At 54.2% G+C, this 16,811-nt stretch carries 13 protein-coding genes; 9 read left to right on the top strand and 4 right to left on the bottom strand.

Features of this window, described 5'->3' with window-relative positions; all coding sequences use genetic code 11:
• The first annotated feature begins 125 nt into the window (after positions 1-125).
• On the top strand, positions 126-1,313 hold the full coding sequence (locus ACCQ08_RS08415; RefSeq protein ID WP_373449470.1) for a tyrosine-type recombinase/integrase: 1,188 nt from the start codon (positions 126-128) through the stop codon (positions 1,311-1,313).
• A gap of 4 nt (positions 1,314-1,317) precedes the next feature.
• Here ACCQ08_RS08415 and ACCQ08_RS08410 read toward each other — a convergent pair whose 3' ends face one another.
• Positions 1,318-2,268 (bottom strand): hypothetical protein, encoded by a 951-nt coding sequence (locus ACCQ08_RS08410; protein ID WP_373449469.1) that lies wholly within the window; start codon positions 2,266-2,268, stop codon positions 1,318-1,320.
• A 530-nt stretch (positions 2,269-2,798) separates the two neighbouring features.
• On the opposite strand from ACCQ08_RS08410, the gene ACCQ08_RS08405 reads away from it, so the two are divergent.
• From ACCQ08_RS08405 to ACCQ08_RS08395, 3 genes are all read left to right on the top strand, one after another.
• Positions 2,799-2,990 (top strand): AlpA family transcriptional regulator, encoded by a 192-nt coding sequence (locus tag ACCQ08_RS08405; protein WP_373449468.1) that lies wholly within the window; start codon positions 2,799-2,801, stop codon positions 2,988-2,990.
• Positions 2,991-3,462: 472 nt separating this feature from the next.
• Positions 3,463-4,116: an inovirus Gp2 family protein gene (locus tag ACCQ08_RS08400; RefSeq protein ID WP_373449467.1), complete on the top strand. Its 654-nt coding sequence runs from the start codon at positions 3,463-3,465 to the stop codon at positions 4,114-4,116.
• Between the two features lie 820 nt (positions 4,117-4,936).
• Entirely contained in the window at positions 4,937-5,035 is a 99-nt protein-coding gene (locus tag ACCQ08_RS08395) for an IS3 family transposase (RefSeq protein ID WP_373449466.1), read from the top strand.
• 100 nt (positions 5,036-5,135) lie between these two features.
• Here the strand turns inward: ACCQ08_RS08395 and ACCQ08_RS08390 are convergent, their stop codons facing one another.
• From ACCQ08_RS08390 to ACCQ08_RS08380, 3 genes are all read right to left on the bottom strand, one after another.
• A complete protein-coding gene (locus tag ACCQ08_RS08390; RefSeq protein ID WP_373449465.1) occupies positions 5,136-5,474 on the bottom strand; it encodes a hypothetical protein in 339 nt (112 codons plus the stop codon).
• Positions 5,475-5,905: 431 nt separating this feature from the next.
• Positions 5,906-8,788 (bottom strand): N-6 DNA methylase, encoded by a 2,883-nt coding sequence (locus tag ACCQ08_RS08385; protein ID WP_373449464.1) that lies wholly within the window; start codon positions 8,786-8,788, stop codon positions 5,906-5,908.
• Positions 8,781-9,098 carry a hypothetical protein gene (locus ACCQ08_RS08380; protein WP_373449463.1) on the bottom strand — a complete coding sequence of 106 codons (318 nt, stop codon included), beginning with the start codon at positions 9,096-9,098 and terminating at the stop codon, positions 8,781-8,783. Before ACCQ08_RS08380 ends, ACCQ08_RS08385 begins: the two co-directional genes overlap by 8 nt.
• 907 nt (positions 9,099-10,005) lie before the next feature.
• On the opposite strand from ACCQ08_RS08380, the gene ACCQ08_RS08375 reads away from it, so the two are divergent.
• Genes ACCQ08_RS08375 through ACCQ08_RS08355 form a run of 5 tightly spaced genes read left to right on the top strand, consistent with a single transcriptional unit; the run spans position 10,006 to position 16,806 of the window.
• A complete protein-coding gene (locus ACCQ08_RS08375; protein WP_373449462.1) occupies positions 10,006-10,218 on the top strand; it encodes a helix-turn-helix domain-containing protein in 213 nt (70 codons plus the stop codon).
• Positions 10,219-10,246: 28 nt separating this feature from the next.
• A complete protein-coding gene (locus ACCQ08_RS08370) occupies positions 10,247-13,483 on the top strand; it encodes a helicase-related protein (RefSeq protein WP_373449461.1) in 3,237 nt (1,078 codons plus the stop codon).
• Entirely contained in the window at positions 13,480-14,259 is a 780-nt protein-coding gene (locus ACCQ08_RS08365) for a DUF4391 domain-containing protein (RefSeq protein ID WP_373449460.1), read from the top strand. The genes ACCQ08_RS08370 and ACCQ08_RS08365 overlap by 4 nt, the downstream gene beginning before the upstream one ends.
• Positions 14,260-14,281: 22 nt before the next feature.
• Positions 14,282-16,165 carry a site-specific DNA-methyltransferase gene (locus tag ACCQ08_RS08360; protein WP_373449459.1) on the top strand — a complete coding sequence of 628 codons (1,884 nt, stop codon included), beginning with the start codon at positions 14,282-14,284 and terminating at the stop codon, positions 16,163-16,165.
• Positions 16,166-16,167: 2 nt separating this feature from the next.
• Positions 16,168-16,806 (top strand): DUF4433 domain-containing protein, encoded by a 639-nt coding sequence (locus ACCQ08_RS08355; RefSeq protein WP_373449458.1) that lies wholly within the window; start codon positions 16,168-16,170, stop codon positions 16,804-16,806.
• The last annotated feature ends 5 nt before the right edge of the window (positions 16,807-16,811 follow it).

Here is a 16,811-nt window from a genome sequence, read left to right as displayed (position 1 = left end):
TCATTTAATCATTGATTTTTAAGTAATTTTTATCATACCACGTTCACCGACGTTCGCACAATTTCATCAACAGCCAATGTTTTATGTGGGCATAATGTGGGAATAGATCTACTACTTCATGCACCATGCCCAAAGTCGCCAAACAACTTTCAGACCGCGCTGTCGCGGCCATCAAAACAGAAGGGAGACACGCCGTAGGAGGCATTGCCGGATTGCACCTTCGCATCTCTGCTGGCTATCGCGGATGGATACTGCGAGTGCAGGTTGGCGACCAGCGCAAAGACATGGGCCTTGGCCCGTATCCGGCAGTCAGCCTACTGGAGGCTCGAGACAAGGCCAGAAAGATCCACGATGATCTTCGAAATGGTCAGGTCCCCATATCTCCCAAAGTACAACAACGCAGTCTTATCGCATCCAAGGCAGCCACCGAGAGGACCTTCCACTGGTGCGCTTCCGAATACCTCAAGACAAAAGCACCCGAGTGGAAGAACGCTAAGCACCGCCAGCAGTGGGAGAACACCCTTGAAGCCTATGCGATGCCGCATCTGGGGCAACTCAGTGTTTCGGTCATCGATCTTCCACACATCCTTGCTTGCCTAGAACCCATCTGGAGCACGAAGAACGAAACTGCCAGTCGCCTGCGGGGACGAATTGAGTCGGTGCTCGATTGGGCTACTGTCCGCAAATATCGTAGTGGTGAGAACCCAGCTCGATGGAAAGGCCATCTCGACAAAGTGCTGGCAGCCCCAGGCAAGATTCAGAATGTAGAACACCACAGGGCCATACCAGTAGATAACATGCCTACCTTTATGCAGGACTTGCGCACGCGCGCAGGCATTGCAGCTAGAGCTCTTGAATTTCTCATCTATACAGCAGCACGCTCCGGAGAAGTGAGAGGTGCGCTGTGGTCTGAAATTGACTTAAACACAGCAGTATGGTCTATTCCTGCTGCACGAATGAAGGCCGGAGTGGAGCACCGGGTACCGCTGTCTCAAGCCGCGCTCAAGCTACTTGCTGACATGCCTCGTGTTGAAGGCAGCAATCTACTATTTCCAGGAACTAAAGGCCAGGCCCTTTCCGACATGACTATGACCGCTGTAATGCGGCGAATGGAAGTGAGCGCAGTTCCACACGGTTTTCGATCTACATTCCGTGATTGGGTAGGAGAAAAAACCAATTTCTCTCGAGAACTGGCGGAACATGCGTTAGGACACACGTTGGAAAGCAAGGTAGAAGCTGCTTATCGACGAGGAGACGCGCTAGAAAAGCGACGAAACATGATGCAGGAGTGGGCAATTTTCATTTGCAAATAGACGGTTACTTTGTACTTGGGGAATTTCTTAGCAAATACATCAAGCCATCTTTATTAATCTCTTGAAAGATCGTATTTAAAAGAGCAGATCCTTTCATTTGACGTTCTTTGGCAAGCTTCTTAATAAAAGACTCTGCTTCCCCGGTAAGAATAAAGCTGCAGCTTTTCCTCTTATTCTTTTTATTTTGAGCTCTCGATGAACGCGTGTTATACAAATCGCGAATTTTTTCAAAAACCAGAACTTTGATTGCGGACGAAACATCGAGACTATGAAAAAATATCTCGATATCATCGTAACTTTCTACAATCGGCATTAATATAATTTTCGGAGATTTGTTCAGAATCAATGCAATTTGATTTTCTACAACGCCATGGAATTGCTTCCCCGAATAAAAAGCAGCCGCCCTCAATTTCTCCATATTCTTGTCTTTTTCTTTGGAAAACCAAGCGATATGTTTGCTCCAAGTAATTCTCATAACTTGGAGCTGCTTCTCTAGCTCCATCAAGCTTTCAGCAATTTCATCTGCCGTCATTTTCGAGATGTCGCAAAGATAGCCAAGAATCACTCCTATATCTTGCGCATTTTGGAATACCTGCCTCACCATTAAATCACTACCAACCCCTGTTTTTCTTAATTTAAAGATTATTGAATTTCTCGAAAAATCCTTTAAAAACGCAAAATAATTTTCGGAAACATAATGTTGCGTCTTGATTTTCGCAATCTCACCAATCAGTTTATCGGGGAGGCGTACGACTGCTGGAGAATTAGGCCCAAAAGACCCAATTGGATAAGAATATTTTCTAATTAACTCATTTCCAATTTCAATAATTAATTTTTCATCGGGCATAGATGAAATATTAGCTGAAACTCTTAAATGAAAGGCAATGGATTGCAATCTTCTTAGCGATAGCGTTGCGACTGAAACATTGGCTTCAAACACCTTATTTGGATTCATTTTACCCCCTAAAAATATTTAATCAATCCAACAGATATACTTATATGTTAAATCTATAATGGCGAATTAAAATGATAGAAAAACGATAGAAACATGTCGTTATCACGGAGTCTATTAACCCGAAATGTACCATGATCTTGGCTAGGAGCATTCGAGGGCCTTGCTAGGGGGAGAACGGATTAGAAATCTCATGCGTAGGCGCATCAAGATCGTGCAATATCCTGCGAACAGATGCAACTTGGTGGATGACTCTTGGCGCAAGCTTGAGGGCATCGCAGTGCTTGCAAGAACCGTATTTCATGCAATTGAATCATCCGCCAAAGTGGCGAAACATATCCACCTCTCCCCACTGATGAAAAGGTATTAGTCAGGTGACAAAAGAGCTACTAACGCACTTTGGTGGAAATGGACTTGGAGTGCATTTTTTTTGCTTCAGGGGAATTTTTTCTGGGACGCTGCTGGATTACAGCAGACACAGCTTAAAAAGCAAGCCGCAGGCAATCTGATGTCAAAGACACCGGAGTTTCATCATGCGCGTTCTGAAGTTGAAAGATGTTCTTTCCAAGACAGGATTGGGTAAAACGTCCCTCTACAAACTCATCAGCCTCTCTGAATTCCCGAAACCCATCAGCTTGGGCTTGCGATCCGTTGGCTGGCTTGATAGCGAAATCGAGGCTTGGATTCAAGAGAAAATTAACGTCCGTGACCAGCAGTTGGTTTGATATTTTTTCAGAGTGAGATAGGAAACCTAAAACAGCAGATTACAGACACTCTCCCCTCTGTAATCTGCTGTTTTATGGTCTAGATATGTGTCCTATCGTGTATGTTTAAGTTCTATTAATTAGTATAGAGATGGTGCTAGGCATGGAAGAAATTTAGAGACGTTGGGGTATTTAGTTGATATCCCCATGGATGAGTACAGGCTAGTTCACTAGCAATGGAATAGATCCATCAATGGCCACTAGTACACCCTATAGATGTATGTGGTTGAAATGCGCACACACCACTTTTGAGCCTCAAGCTCAGATGGAAGAGCATCAAAGCGTCAATTGCTGAACTGCATTGAAGGAACTCAATGCAGTCATTCGATAGAGCAGGAAGAGATTCACCCGCCCTACTGCACTTTTTCTCCATAAAAGAGCAAGTCTGTTTACCGCTTTCAACTGTGTGTCAACAACTACCAGGACACACAGCATGAAACGCAATCCTTTGAATACCAACCATCAACTGCTCCATGGAGATCATTTCCATGGATCACCTGTGCAGACTGCGCACGGGTATCTGATTAGTAATCACCTTCAGCGCATCCATGATTGCCTATATCGTTGTTTGGATCGCCATAGCAACATCTGTGTGATGCGCTTTGATTTGTTTGTGCCTGGCCATGTTTCAGCCGATGTATTGGTGTGCAATGCAGTCATTTCCAAGTTCATTGCATCTATGCGAGCTAAGATCGAGCACTCTCAGGAACTGAGCAGAAATCAAGATCATCGCGTCCATGACGCAGATATGCGCTATATGTGGTGCAGGGAGATCAGTGGCAATGGCCGCGTGCACTACCACGTGGCGCTGGTGTTCAACCACGCTGCTTACGCATTCATGGGGAAATTCGAATTGGAACGTGAAAACATGTACGTAAGAATCCATGGGACATGGGCGTCGGCTGTTGGCATGTTTGTTAACGATATGCGAGGTTATGTTCATATCCCAACGGATTCGAATTACCAAATAATCAGAGGCAATGAGGACTCGTTCCGACAAGCATTTTTTCGTATCAGCTACCTTGCAAAGATGCAGACGAAGGAATACAACCAAGGGTTCCACACCTTTGGTTGCAGCTATAACTAAGACGGCAAGATGGGATAAGAGCAGTGAGAAATCACGGCTCCCATTTAAAACGCTTTATCCGCGATGTATACGTCGTTGAGGACTTCAGCAGACTGAATGTTGGAGACCGGGGCGACGAGCCGGCCTAGATTAAGGATATATCTGCCGATGATGCTGGGTGAATATTTTCCTGAATTCCTTCACAGCAACTATTCAGCAGCTTTCGCATCAGCCAATGTTTCTTATGCAGCGAGTGCTGCCTTTCGGTCTCTGCGTCCAAACTCTCGCTGTTGGCCATCTACCTGTCACTCACTTGCTCTACTCAGGATCAGACCAGCGGCCGGTTGAAGAGTCGCTGCGGTCATTTGCGGATGAATGACCCGCGGCCAGATCATGACGCTGTCGGAAAACCGCTGCCGAGGTCAGCGGGCTCTCGCAACAGACTCAACTGCGACCTTCCCCACGGGCTGCAACACACCAACGGCTTCTGCTGCCGTCTCACTCGTAATTCCGGTGGCAATCTGCTTCCAGAACTGCCGCTCCACTTCACGCCTATGCGATGGAACGCCTGGCGATCGCATCCGTACTCACCCCGTTAGTTCCTTGATCCAACTCGCAAGACGACCCATAAATACCTCCATGATTGAAGGTGTTGTGGCCACCGGTTGAATCCGCCCATCACACCAGCGCACATTTCCATCAGATGCTGCGCGAATATGGCATCACCTGCAGCATGAGCAGAGCCGGTGAGATCTGGGATCAATCGGCGATGGTCAGCTCAATGAAGACCGAGTGCACGGCCAGGAAGGTGTTCTGCAGAAGTGAGTAGACTTGCGCCGACGTGTTCGACTACATCGAGCGCTTGTACAACCCAACGCGTCGGCATTCGACGCTCGTGTACCTCAGTCCCTTACAGTTCGAAAAACCTCAAGAAGCTTAGGTCGGTGTCCACGAGACCGGTAATAGCCCATTCTGCTAAACAACCTGTAAAGCAGCGTCTTTTAGGAAGATGTTGTTTTCGACGTTCATACCGATAGTCATCATGCCGTAGTTAACTCAACGGCGAGCATATTAGCAATACATAGCTTAGGCCGGGCATTTGTAATGTGTCCGACAACAGTATGAGGCCGGTGGTTGGGACCTGTGGCATTGACAATCAAGTCGTGTGCGCCGACCTGGGTGAAGCGCATATCGGACTGCATACATTGCTCAGTTTTGCTAACCATTGCTAAGGCTTGAGCAGGGTCAACGTAACCTAGTAAACCGACAACACCATTCGTCTCATATGGGTCAATCTTACGCACAAAGCACCCAAAGCCTGGCTCGCCCAAGAGTTCTTTTGCAATGTCCGTTGCCAAGCGGATGATTTTGGCTTCCATTGCAAACTGGAGCTGCAGTGCAGGGTCAGCTGGAAAGAAAACAAGATCTGGGCGTTTAGAGCTAGAGCCTGTGGCAATGTCGCTGGGTGCTGTCTGGTCCGCAATGACACAAGCAATACTAATCCCCGGAACTAGCCCAGCAGAGCCACCGCGCTCTTGTAGCAGTCGCTGAGCCTCCCTCGATAAGTCAGCAGTAATCGCCGTTTCCGAGATGTTTGCGGGAACGGCAGCTGTCCGTCTTCGCCTTGTTGTGGCGCCGCGTGTTGCACAAAATTGGCGCCACCTGACGGGCTGTACCAGAGCATGATGCGCTGACAAAAGTATGTCGTAGCACTGAGTGACGAAGCTTGCTACCGCCGATGCGCGATATGGATTAGTACCCGCATCAACCAGAGATTGACGAAGCTTCGCGAAGAATTCTTCAGGTAGAGTCATTGAGCGGCTAGAAGGAGGTTAGCAACTCTCAGCGCATCACTGTAAGCTCGGTCAAGTGAGAAGTTAAGGCGCCCCGCTGGCTTATCTATACTTACTAACCGCTCACCTTTAATCCAAGTGACAAGTGCCGAGTCGTAGAACTGAAATGCAGTCACTCGGCTAGCCGGTGGTGTTGGTAGCGGTTCAGCCATACATATGACGATTCGAGCCGAAACATCGCTAATCCAATCCACTTTACAACATTGAATGAGAGGGCCAAAGCTTCCATGTAATGATGTGCTCAGTACCTTCAAGTAATCGTCAGGCACTTGGTCAATGCACTCATTGGCACTCGCCGGTGTGAGCCCATTTTCGAACTGAAGTCGCGTTTCCAAATAATCCTGCATGGCCGATGCGACATCTTGAATCTGCATCGCCTCGATATAGTTTTCTCCACCTTCATGTTGCAAGAAATACTCTGGCAGTGGGACCACGATGCTGTCCAAATCGCGCCGCTCGACGCGCGATCGATCTACCTGCCACAGTCGTCCGAATAAGGCAAATTGATAGCGTGCGAAGTCACTCATCAAGAAGCGCCCTAGTTTTGACAGCACTGCACTACAATCCATGGGCTTCAATTGTGAGGGGGTGTCCTTCCAGTGGATTACGTTCATTGAAGAGTTGACTGCTAGAGGGAATCCCACTGCTAAGGCTTGTGCCAAGCTGCGCGAAACCAGCAATCGCTCACCTTGGAACTTCTTCCGATGCTGCGCGCTACAGGCTTGGAGCCGCTGGTCAGACAACTGCTTTGGGTGTTCTTCTAGCAATTGAAATCCATTGCCATATGCGGCGAAATCGAGTGTGCTGCAGATTTCGTCGGCTTCCAAAAAGGTTCTGGCAGGTGTACTGCCTCCGGCCGATAGTAGGCCAAGCTGCTTCAGAAGTTCAGCGAATGTGGTGGCTGTTCCTCGTTGCACGGCTTGACGCAGTCGATTCTTTGCCGCTCTATCCAACGGACGTAGCGCATATGCATCGAAAATCTGATCATGATCGCGAAATACTAGAAAACTAGGCATCCACTGCACGTCAGAACAGTCGATCGCCAGCGTCCACATCGCCTTGGGTGTGAATGGTTGAGTCCACAACGCAGGTGAATAGAACGCAGTGCGGTTTGCATGTGTAACGGCATGCGCCGATACGAATAGTAAAGCCGCCGGTTGTTCAGCATTTTCGAAAAGATGTCGACGCCATTGCGACAAGTTAACGATGGCACGAATATGAAATGTCTGCCCCAATGCAGTCAGAAAAGTCTTAGCGGAAGGACTTGAAATCGACTTTGATGGCATGACTAACCCAAGCACCCCGTCAGCGCCCAGGTAGCGCCGTAAGCTAAGCCACGTGACATGCTCGGAAGCTTCTCGACCATCGATAGGATCATCACTGTGAACTGCACAGGTTGTGACTTCCTCTAGTGGCTTCCATGGAGGATTGCCAGCCACGCAGCTGAACTCGATCTTTTCGAAATGCCGCGGCACGCTAAAGAAGTCCGCAACCAGAATATTTGAACCAATGAGGGGTGGGAAGACCTTCGGCCGCCGTCTCTCGGTAACGATGGCCTTCAATTCGGCTGAGTCTGCGTACTCCAGAAGATGTAGATAAAGGCTAAACGCGGCAACTGCGGCCGCGGAAGCGGACTTCTCCACGCCATAGATACATTGAACCAAGATCTGGCGCAACTCCTCCATGGGAAGGCGCTGCAATTGCCGATCGGCGAGAGTCTGCTCCACAATCCGCCGAAAAGCGGCCACTAGGAACACGCCAGAACCTGCTGTCGGATCTAGAACTCGTGAATTCTTAGAGAACTCCTGCTCGTCATCAAGCCGATTAACTACGAAATCCACAAGGAATGGCGGCGTGTAGACTACCCCATCATTGCGCGCGCTTGCAGGGCTTTCGCTTCTGAGGAACTCTTCGTAGACCGCTGAGAGTGTCTCAATCTGAATTGCGGTCAGATCAATTTCGAAGAGTTCAGTCTGCTCGCCCCCCGTATGCAGAGTGGTCCCCCCACGCAGGTAATCAATAGCCAGATCCAGGTGCTCTTGCTGAATTTGGAGCCTCTGCTCGGAATCAAGCACGAAAACGGCGCCATTGAAAATGTCGTCAATTCGATCCTGTAGTGCCCAAAACTGGCCAAGAGTGATCGCAGCTGGCGCGTAATGCAACAAGTCCTCGTCATTAGCGAGGCCATGCGCCCAAGCACTAGGTACAATCCGCCTATCCAATAGAAGGAATGTATAGAGGACACGCCCTATAAGTCGATTAACGGTGGCGGCAGGAAGCGTACCGTCAGAGATTGCCGAGACTAAGCGCCTATGAAGATGCTCCAGTGCACGTAGCAGGCGTTTGTCTACGGTTCCCGCCGACTGCAGCCTAAAATCCCGCCATTGGAGCGACGAGCGTAGGCGCACTGCCGTGAAGTCTTTCAACGCGGAATCTTTGCCATCCTTTTGCAGATCGTAGATATCAACGGCAACTACGAGTGTTGCCCAGTTTTTCTGGGACGAGAAGTCAAACCCGGGGCAAATAATGAAGCGCTGTTGGACCTCAATGATCACCCAAGGTACGATGCCTTGGCTCCAGGCCCAGCGATGGTGGCGCTGTGCTTCTTCAATGTCGTCTGCGCGAGCGAGGTAGACGATGGGTACAAACCGGTCTTTATTACGATCACCAAGCCCAGGCTCCCAGGCACCAAAACATGCTTGCAGCTTGATCGCGTCTGCTGCTGCGTGCAATGCATGAGCACTCCCGACTGCACGAGAAAAGTCAGATGAACCGCAGAGTAGTCCCTCATCCTGAGAGTAGCCGAGTTTGTCAAGAAGCGAGTCAATAGGACTACTCACGGCTACGTCCCTGCCCTATAGCCCCCAAGGAGGTGGTTGCTGGCGCTTGTGCTTTTTTTGCGTTCTGTGTCAGACGCGCTCTAGATGAACGAAACATGTCCAATTGCTTGACATTACTACCTGTTGGTACAGAGGAAGGGGTGACACCGAAATGTCCCAGAAGTTGGGCGCTATTGATGCCTCGATCAGCAGCTTCACCTAGAAAGATGGCAATGATGGCATAGGTGCGCGGAACCAAGCCCGATTTTGAGTAGTTCGAAACTGAAGCAGGCCGGACTCCCAGATACGCTGCGAAGTCATTGATAGTCATTCCAGCTTTGCCAAGATGGCGACGAAACTCGGAGTACAGCACTAATTTTTCCCGATTTTTCTCATGATTTTATGAGAAAAGAACAGACTTGTAAATCATGTGCAACAGCTATGATGTTCTTCAAAAAGATAGGAATCGCCTCGCGGAAGCGCGGATCTGTTCACCACAATCTGGCCTCCCAAATGCTATCTTGCTTAGGTCGCGGCTGTGAATCGACCAACCCATCCTAGGCAGACATTGGACTGTTTTGTCCATGGGAAGATTTTCGCAGAGGCCTCGGATCAATGACTGCTCTGAGCATCAGTAGTCATTGGTACTTCTGAGTTGACTGACTGCATTCAGCCTGAAGTAGTCCCACAGCACCAATTTCGACTTTGCAGCGGTTGCTGCCACTGGTCTGCTGCGCGCGAACTCACGCTAATTGGCCTGTCGCGGGCGTAGGTCTTAGTCGTTTCGGCTGCACTAGAAGGCGAGCATCGACGACGTCAAGGGCGTCATGCAGGTCGGGATGATCACCAAGATCAATCAGAGAACGGCGACGCTAGGCGATGGGCGGAAGGGACTATTACGTTGACTTTTAGTTGCTGCGGCCAGTCTTGGATGTGTAGGACCTCCATCGCCAGTCAGCAGGGTGCTGGGGCTGTGCTTACGCTGAGCGCCGCTCACCGGCGTGCCAATCTTGGCGCAGGCGATCAGGTGCTGAATGAACCTCGACGGCTGCCGCTGGATGGATGGCCAGACTTCAAACGCCGGGAGGGCGTGCGACGAGTCGGGTGGTGTGCGTCCTCTGGCTGCATCTTCGGCCGTCCGAAATCAAGAGGCTGAAACTAGCCTCTTTGGGTCGCGCAGCTTTGGCCTGTTTTGTACTCCTTTATACTGGCGTATCCCCTTGTTCCCGTTTTTTGCCATGAACACCGCGACCGACAGCGTCATGACCGTGAAGGAAGTCGCCAACTATCTGCGCGTGAACCAGCGCACCGTCTACCGACTGGCCGTGGACCGCAAGCTGCCTGGATTCAAGGTGGGAGCGACCTGGCGCTTCAAGCGTGCGGATATCGAGCGTTGGATCGACGCTCAGGCGGCGTCTAGCCTGCCTGAGTCTGGCGCAGAGATCAGCTAGGGGGCTGAGACACAGGAGGGAGAAGTTCATGAAGCTGGTGCAAAACAGCGGCTCAGACCGCGTGATCGACCTGCTGCTGCCGCACTTGGTGTCAGGCAGCAGGCTGGGCTGTGTCACGCCCTCGTTTTCGTTGCATGCCTTCGCAGAGCTTCGCGAAGCCGTGAATGAGCTGGGGCAGGTGCAACTCGTCCTGCCTGCCGACAACGATCAGTTGGAACTCCTTGGCGGGGAGAGCGACCGCGCTCAGCGGAATCGCCTACAAGCGCGATGGTTGGCGAGCCAGTGCGCCCAATGGCTGACGCAGAAGGCGGAGGTGCGCCGCGCGCATGGCCGAGTACCTCAAGGCGCTGCGGTAATGACCGGTGTCAGCGATGAGCCTGCGCAAGTAGTCCTAGGCTCGTTTGCACTCAGCTCTGAAGGTTTGGGCTTGGCCCCAAGCAACCCCTTGAACCTGATCCAGGCCTCCGAATCGCCGGAGGAAGCTCGCACGCTGGCGCGCTGGTTCGACCAGCAATGGAACGCGCTGCGGCACCAGCCTGACGGAGCGCAGAGCCTTGTCGAGGCTCTCAAGGGCATGTCGGTGCACCGAGCGCCCTTCGAGGTGTACGCGCTGATCCTGCATCACTTGCTCGGTAATCGCGACGAGGCGCTTGACGAGGACCGCATCGTCAAGGCGGCTACCGGCATTCGCAACACCGTCATTTGGAAGAAGCTCTTCAAGTTCCAGCGCGACGGCGTAGTGGGCGCCATTGACAAGCTGGCCCGCTTTGGAGGCTGCATCATTGCCGACTCAGTGGGTCTGGGTAAAACGTTCGAGGCTCTGGCCATCATCAAGTACCACGAGCTGCGGAACGACCGGGTTCTGGTGCTAGCGCCCAAACGCCTGCGGGACAACTGGACGCTCTATAAGGCCAACGACCGCCGCAACATCCTGAGCGCCGACCGATTCAACTACGACGTCTTGAACCACACCGACCTCTCGCGTGATGGTGGCCAATCCGGCGACATCGACCTGGCTCACGTGAATTGGGGCAACTACGACCTGGTCGTCATCGACGAGTCGCACAACTTCCGCAACAAGAAGTCCCCCAAGCAAGGTTCCGAGACCCGCTACCACCGGCTGATGCGCAAAATCATCCGCGAAGGTGTCAAGACCAGGGTGCTGATGCTCTCGGCCACGCCGGTCAACAACCGCCTGTCCGACCTGCGCAATCAGATCGCCTTCGCTACCGAGGGGGACGACACCGCACTGCAAGACCATGGCATCGCCAGCGTCGAGCAGACGACCCGCAAGGCTCAGATTCAGTTCAACCGCTGGTTGGAGTTGCCTGAGGAAGAACGTGTCCCTGGCCGCCTGGTCGAGATGCTGGGATTCGACTACTTCACCCTGCTGGATCACCTGACCATTGCGCGGTCGCGCCGACACATTGAGCGCTACTACGGCACCGAGGAGACCGGGCGCTTCCCGGAGCGTCGCGCGCCCATCAACATCAAGGCCGATGTGGACACCGCAGGCCAGTTTCGGGCCATTCGTGACATCAACCTCGAGATTCGACGGCTCAACCTGGCCTCCTATGCGCCGATGCGTTACGTCTTGCCCCACAAGACCGAGGCCTACGATGCCAAGTACAGCACGGAAATCCGCGGCGGCGAGAGCATCTTCCGCCAGGCAGACCGTGAGGAGAGCCTGATTCACCTGCTGCGCGTCAATGTACTGAAGCGCATGGAGAGCGCGGTCTCCTCGTTCGCGCTAACCATCCAGCGCCAGCTCAAGGATGTAGAGACCACGCTGGCCCGAATCGAGGAGCATGCATCGGATGCCGGCGAGGTCGAAGAGTTGGATATTGCCGCCGTTGACATCGACGACCCAGTCTTCGAGCAATTGCTGGTCGGTCGCAAGGTCAAGGTGCTGCTTAGCGATGTGGACCTGCACCGCTGGAAGCAGGACCTCGTTGAGGATCGCAACCGGTTAGACAACCTGCTTCAGGCTGCCCAACAGGTGGACGCGGCCCGCGATGCCAAGCTGGCCAAGCTGCGCGAAGTGATCGAGCGCAAATGCCGCGAGCCTATCAACGTAGTGGGGGGCAAGGCTAATCGCAAGATTATCGTCTTCACCGCGTTCTCCGAAACGGCGCAGTACCTCTACGCCCAGTTGGCGCCGTGGGCCAAAGGCAAGCTAGGGCTTGAGTCCGGGCTGATAACCGGCTCAGCGGGCATCCAGTCCACGCTGCCGGGGCTGCGCAAGAGCATGAGCAGCGTGCTCTCCGCTTTCGCCCCTCGCTCCAAGGAGCGCCCAGCCGAGCTGGCGGAGGAAGGCGAAATCGACCTGCTGATCGCCACCGACTGCATCAGCGAAGGTCAGAACCTGCAGGACTGCGACTGGCTTATCAACTACGACATCCACTGGAACCCGGTACGCATCATCCAGCGCTTCGGGCGCGTGGACCGCATTGGCTCGCCGAATCAAAGCGTCCAGCTCGTCAATTTCTGGCCCAACATGGAGCTGGAGGAGTACATCGGCCTGGAGCAGCGGGTCAGCGGCCGCATGGTACTGCTGGACGTGTCGGCCACCGGCGAAGAGAACCTGATCGAGCAGCAGTCAGGCAATCCGATGAACGATCTGGAGTACCGGCGCAAGCAGTTGCTGAAGCTGCAGGACACGGTCATCGACATCGAAGACCTCTCCAGCGGCGTCTCCATCACCGACCTCACGCTGACCGACTTCCGCATCGACCTGGCCGAGTTCCTGAAGGAGCACCCCGGCGTGCTGGAAGAGGCACCGCTCGGCACCTATGCCGTCACCTCCACCATCGACGCCGACATCCCGCCCGGCATCGTCTTCTGCCTGCGGGCCGAGGGCGCGGCTGCGGCCAAAGGTGCGGCGTCGGACTACCCGCTGGCGCCAATCTACCTCGTGCATGTGGGCGACGATGGTGCCGTCCTGCTACCCTACCCGCAGGCCAAGCGCGTTATGGACCGGCTCAAGCGCGTGGCGCTCGGCCGTGAGCTGCCGGACGAGGGTGCGTGTGCCCGTTTCGACCGGCAGACCCGCCAAGGCGAGGACATGCGCCATGCGCAGAAGCTGTTGGCGGCGGCCATTGCCTCGGTCGTCGGCAAGGCTGAAGAGCGTGCCGTAGCCAGCCTGTTCGCGCCGGGCGGCACGCATGCCATGAAGGGAGAGTTCGCGGGGGCCAACGACTTCGAGGTTCTGGCTTTCATGGTCATCCTGCCCGGCAGCATGCAGCTCCAAGGAGGCGCTGCGTGAGCGACTCCGTGCGCGCTCTACACGATGCCATAGTGGCATCCCTGGCCTTGCCGCCGAGCTGCAGGGTGGATCAGCGCGTGCCCAAGAAGATGCTGGCGGAGCACGGTGGTACCACCGCGGCCGACCGCCGCTTGCTTACGGACGGCATCGAAGAAGCCCACTGGCTGGCCGCCATCAAGCCGGCGACGACTGCCATTTCGACGTGGCGGGACGAGATACGGGAGTATCTGGAGCTCGCCGTCCTGAGCATGGAGGTGCGGTCCACCCACGCCCAGCCGGCTCAATTGCAGCGCCTGGCCGAGCTTGTGCATCGGGCCGTGCCCTACCCGGTGGTGTTGATCGTCAGCACGCCGGATACAGCGGCGATAAGCCTCTCCCACAAGCGCACGGCCCAGAACGAAGCGGGGCGCGTGGTTTTGGACGGCGATGTCGTGAACTTCCAGTTCAGCGATGAGGTGCCGGACGGACTGTTGGATGCCTTGGCGCTTGGGCGACAGCCTCAGCAAGACCTGAAGGCTCTCTACCAAGGCTGGATGGACACCCTGTTGGCCGCCCAGGTGGCGCGAGTGACAGGGCACTTCCATACGGATTCCTCGCCCGACCAGGCCGCCATGCGGCGGATCGCTTTGATCGAACACCAGCGACTGGAGGCGGAGGCCGCCCGCTTGCGGGCCCAGGCTGGCAAAGAAAGCCAGATCGCCAAGCGCGTGGATCAGAACCTGGCGTTGCAGCGGCTGCAGGTCGAGCTGGCTGCGGTGCGGGCTCGGCTTCTATGACACAACAAGAACAGACACATTCATGACGAACTCGAACATGCAGAAGATAACCGCCTGCGCGCCTGAGGCGCAGTCCGCCAACCTGGTGGCTGGCAATATTGCCCAGCTCAAGGACTTGTTCCCCGAGCTTGTCACCGAAGGCGCCAAGGGCATCGCCATCAACTTGGATGTCCTTAAGGCCCTGGTGGGCGACGCCACGGTCACCGATGCCGAAGAGAAGTACGGCCTGAATTGGCATGGCAAGCGCAGGGCGCGCCAACTGGCCCTGACGCCCAGCACTGGCACGCTGCGCCCTCGCCCTGAAGAGAGCGTGGACTGGGACAGCACCCAGAACCTCATGATCGAGGGTGACAACCTGGAAGTGCTGAAGCTGCTGCAAAAGAGCTATGCCGGCAAGGTAAAGCTGATCTACATCGACCCGCCGTACAACACAGGCAGGGACTTCGTATACCCCGATAACTTCCACGACAGCGTGAAGAGTTACCTGGAGCTTACTGGGCAGGTAGCTGAAGGGCAGCGGATTACAAGCAACACAGAGGCAAGTGGCCGGTTTCACACCGACTGGCTAAATATGATCTATCCGAGGCTAAAGGTCGCCAGAAACCTCCTCACGGAGGACGGAGTAATCTTTGTCTCGATTGGGGATCAAGAGGTTCAGCACCTTCGCAATGTCATGGACGAGATTTTCGGCGCTGAGTGTTTCTGCGCAACCGCAATCTGGGAGAAGGCCGACTCTCCAAGAAACACTGCGCGGCAGTTCTCGGAAGACCATGATTTCGTGCTTGTGTACTCCCGAAGTCCAGACTGGGCACCTAGCAAGCTGCCGCGCACCGAGGAGGCAAACTCGATCTATGCGAATCCTGATAATGACCCAAGAGGCGAGTGGATTGCAGGAGACCCGTTTGCCAACAAGCCTTACTCTAAGGGAACCTATCAGATTGTCGGTCCGACGGGGCGGACCTTTGGGCCTCCTCCTGGTCGCTTCTGGCGGGTCTCTGAGGAAAAACTGAAAGAGTTGGACAACGATGGGCGGGTCTGGTGGGGCCCCAAAAAAGATGCCCGACCGAGTATTAAGCGCTATCTCAATGAGGTCGCTGACCTCACGCCACGTACGTTGTGGAGGAAAGAGGACGTTGGGAGCAATCGCACGTCAAAGAATGAATTGCGCACGCTATTTCCCGATAGCGAATCGTTCGATACTCCAAAGCCAACCAAGCTGATTCTTCGGATGCTTCAGTTGTCTACGTCGAAGGACGGAGGTGACATCGTGCTCGATTTCTTTGCTGGCTCTGGCACGACCGGTCATGCGGTGTATCGCGCGAATCAGGAAGATGGGGGGAATCGTCGATTCGTCCTCGTGCAATTACCCGAGCCCATTGAGGATGGGATGTTTAAGAGCATCTCGGGAATTACCAGGGAGCGGTTGCGGCGATCTGCCAAAGCAATTGCTACTGATGGTCCGGAACAGCAGGATTTGGGCTTTCGCTCATTTCGCCTGGACCTATCCAATATGCGCGCGTGGAACCCCGGCTCCGACGATCTTCAATCGGACCTTTTGAGTCATCAGGATCACTTGCTTCCCGGTCGTTCCGAGCAAGACCTACTCTACGAACTGCTTCTCAAACTTGGCTTGGACCTCTGCGTTCCCATCCGGCAGCAGATGATTGCCAGCAAGTCCGTCCACTCGGTGGGTGCAGGTGTGCTGCTGGCCTGTCTGGCCGAAAGCATCACTGCCGCCGAGGTGGAAACGCTGGCCGAAGGCATTGTTCAGTGGCACCAGCAACTAGCGCCGGCCGGCGACACCACCTGCGTATTTCGCGATAGCGCTTTTGCGGACGACGTGGCGAAGACAAACATGGCGGCCATCCTGCAGCAGCACGGCATCCAGAACGTGCGGAGCCTCTGACCATGGCCGTACCTGATCGCCCGAAGCTGTACCACATCTGTCATGTGGACCGGTTACCGTCCATTATTGCCAGCGGCGGTCTGCTGTCCGACGCGGCCGTGGTGCAGGCGGCGGCGCCAGGGACGGTCATCGGCATGAACCACATCAAGCAGCGCCGGATGACGGAGCTGCAGTTGAGCAGCCACCCGGGCTTGTTTGTGGGGCAATGCGTGCCGTTCTACTTCTGTCCACGCTCGATCATGCTCTACCTGATCCATATGCGGAATGCCGACCTTGCCTACAAGGGCGGACAAGATCCTATCGTGCATCTGGAGGCCGACTTGCAGTCGACTGTGGCCTGGGCTAACAATCAGGGGCGACGTTGGGCCTTTACCTTGTCGAATGCCGGGGCGTACTACTTCGAGGATCGAGCCGATCTGGCAAAGTTAGGCGAGGTGAACTGGGACGCCGTTGGCGCCCGCAATTGGAGCGCCCACAAGGAAGGCAAGCAGGCCGAGTTCCTGCTGGAAGAGCGCTTCCCCTGGCACTTGATCGAACGCATTGGGGTGCTGTCGCAGCCCATTGCTAACCAGGTTGCGCATGCGCTGCCCGTTGGAGGCCACCGGCCCACGGTGGAGTTCATGCCTGCTTGGTATTACTGAATCGG

It is taken from the genome of Comamonas sp. SY3, from assembly GCF_041730275.1.
GTDB lineage: Bacteria > Pseudomonadota > Gammaproteobacteria > Burkholderiales > Burkholderiaceae_C > Comamonas > Comamonas sediminis.
The sequence above is the reverse complement of the archived record's forward strand: the minus strand, read 5'-3'. Positions and strand labels throughout refer to the sequence as shown.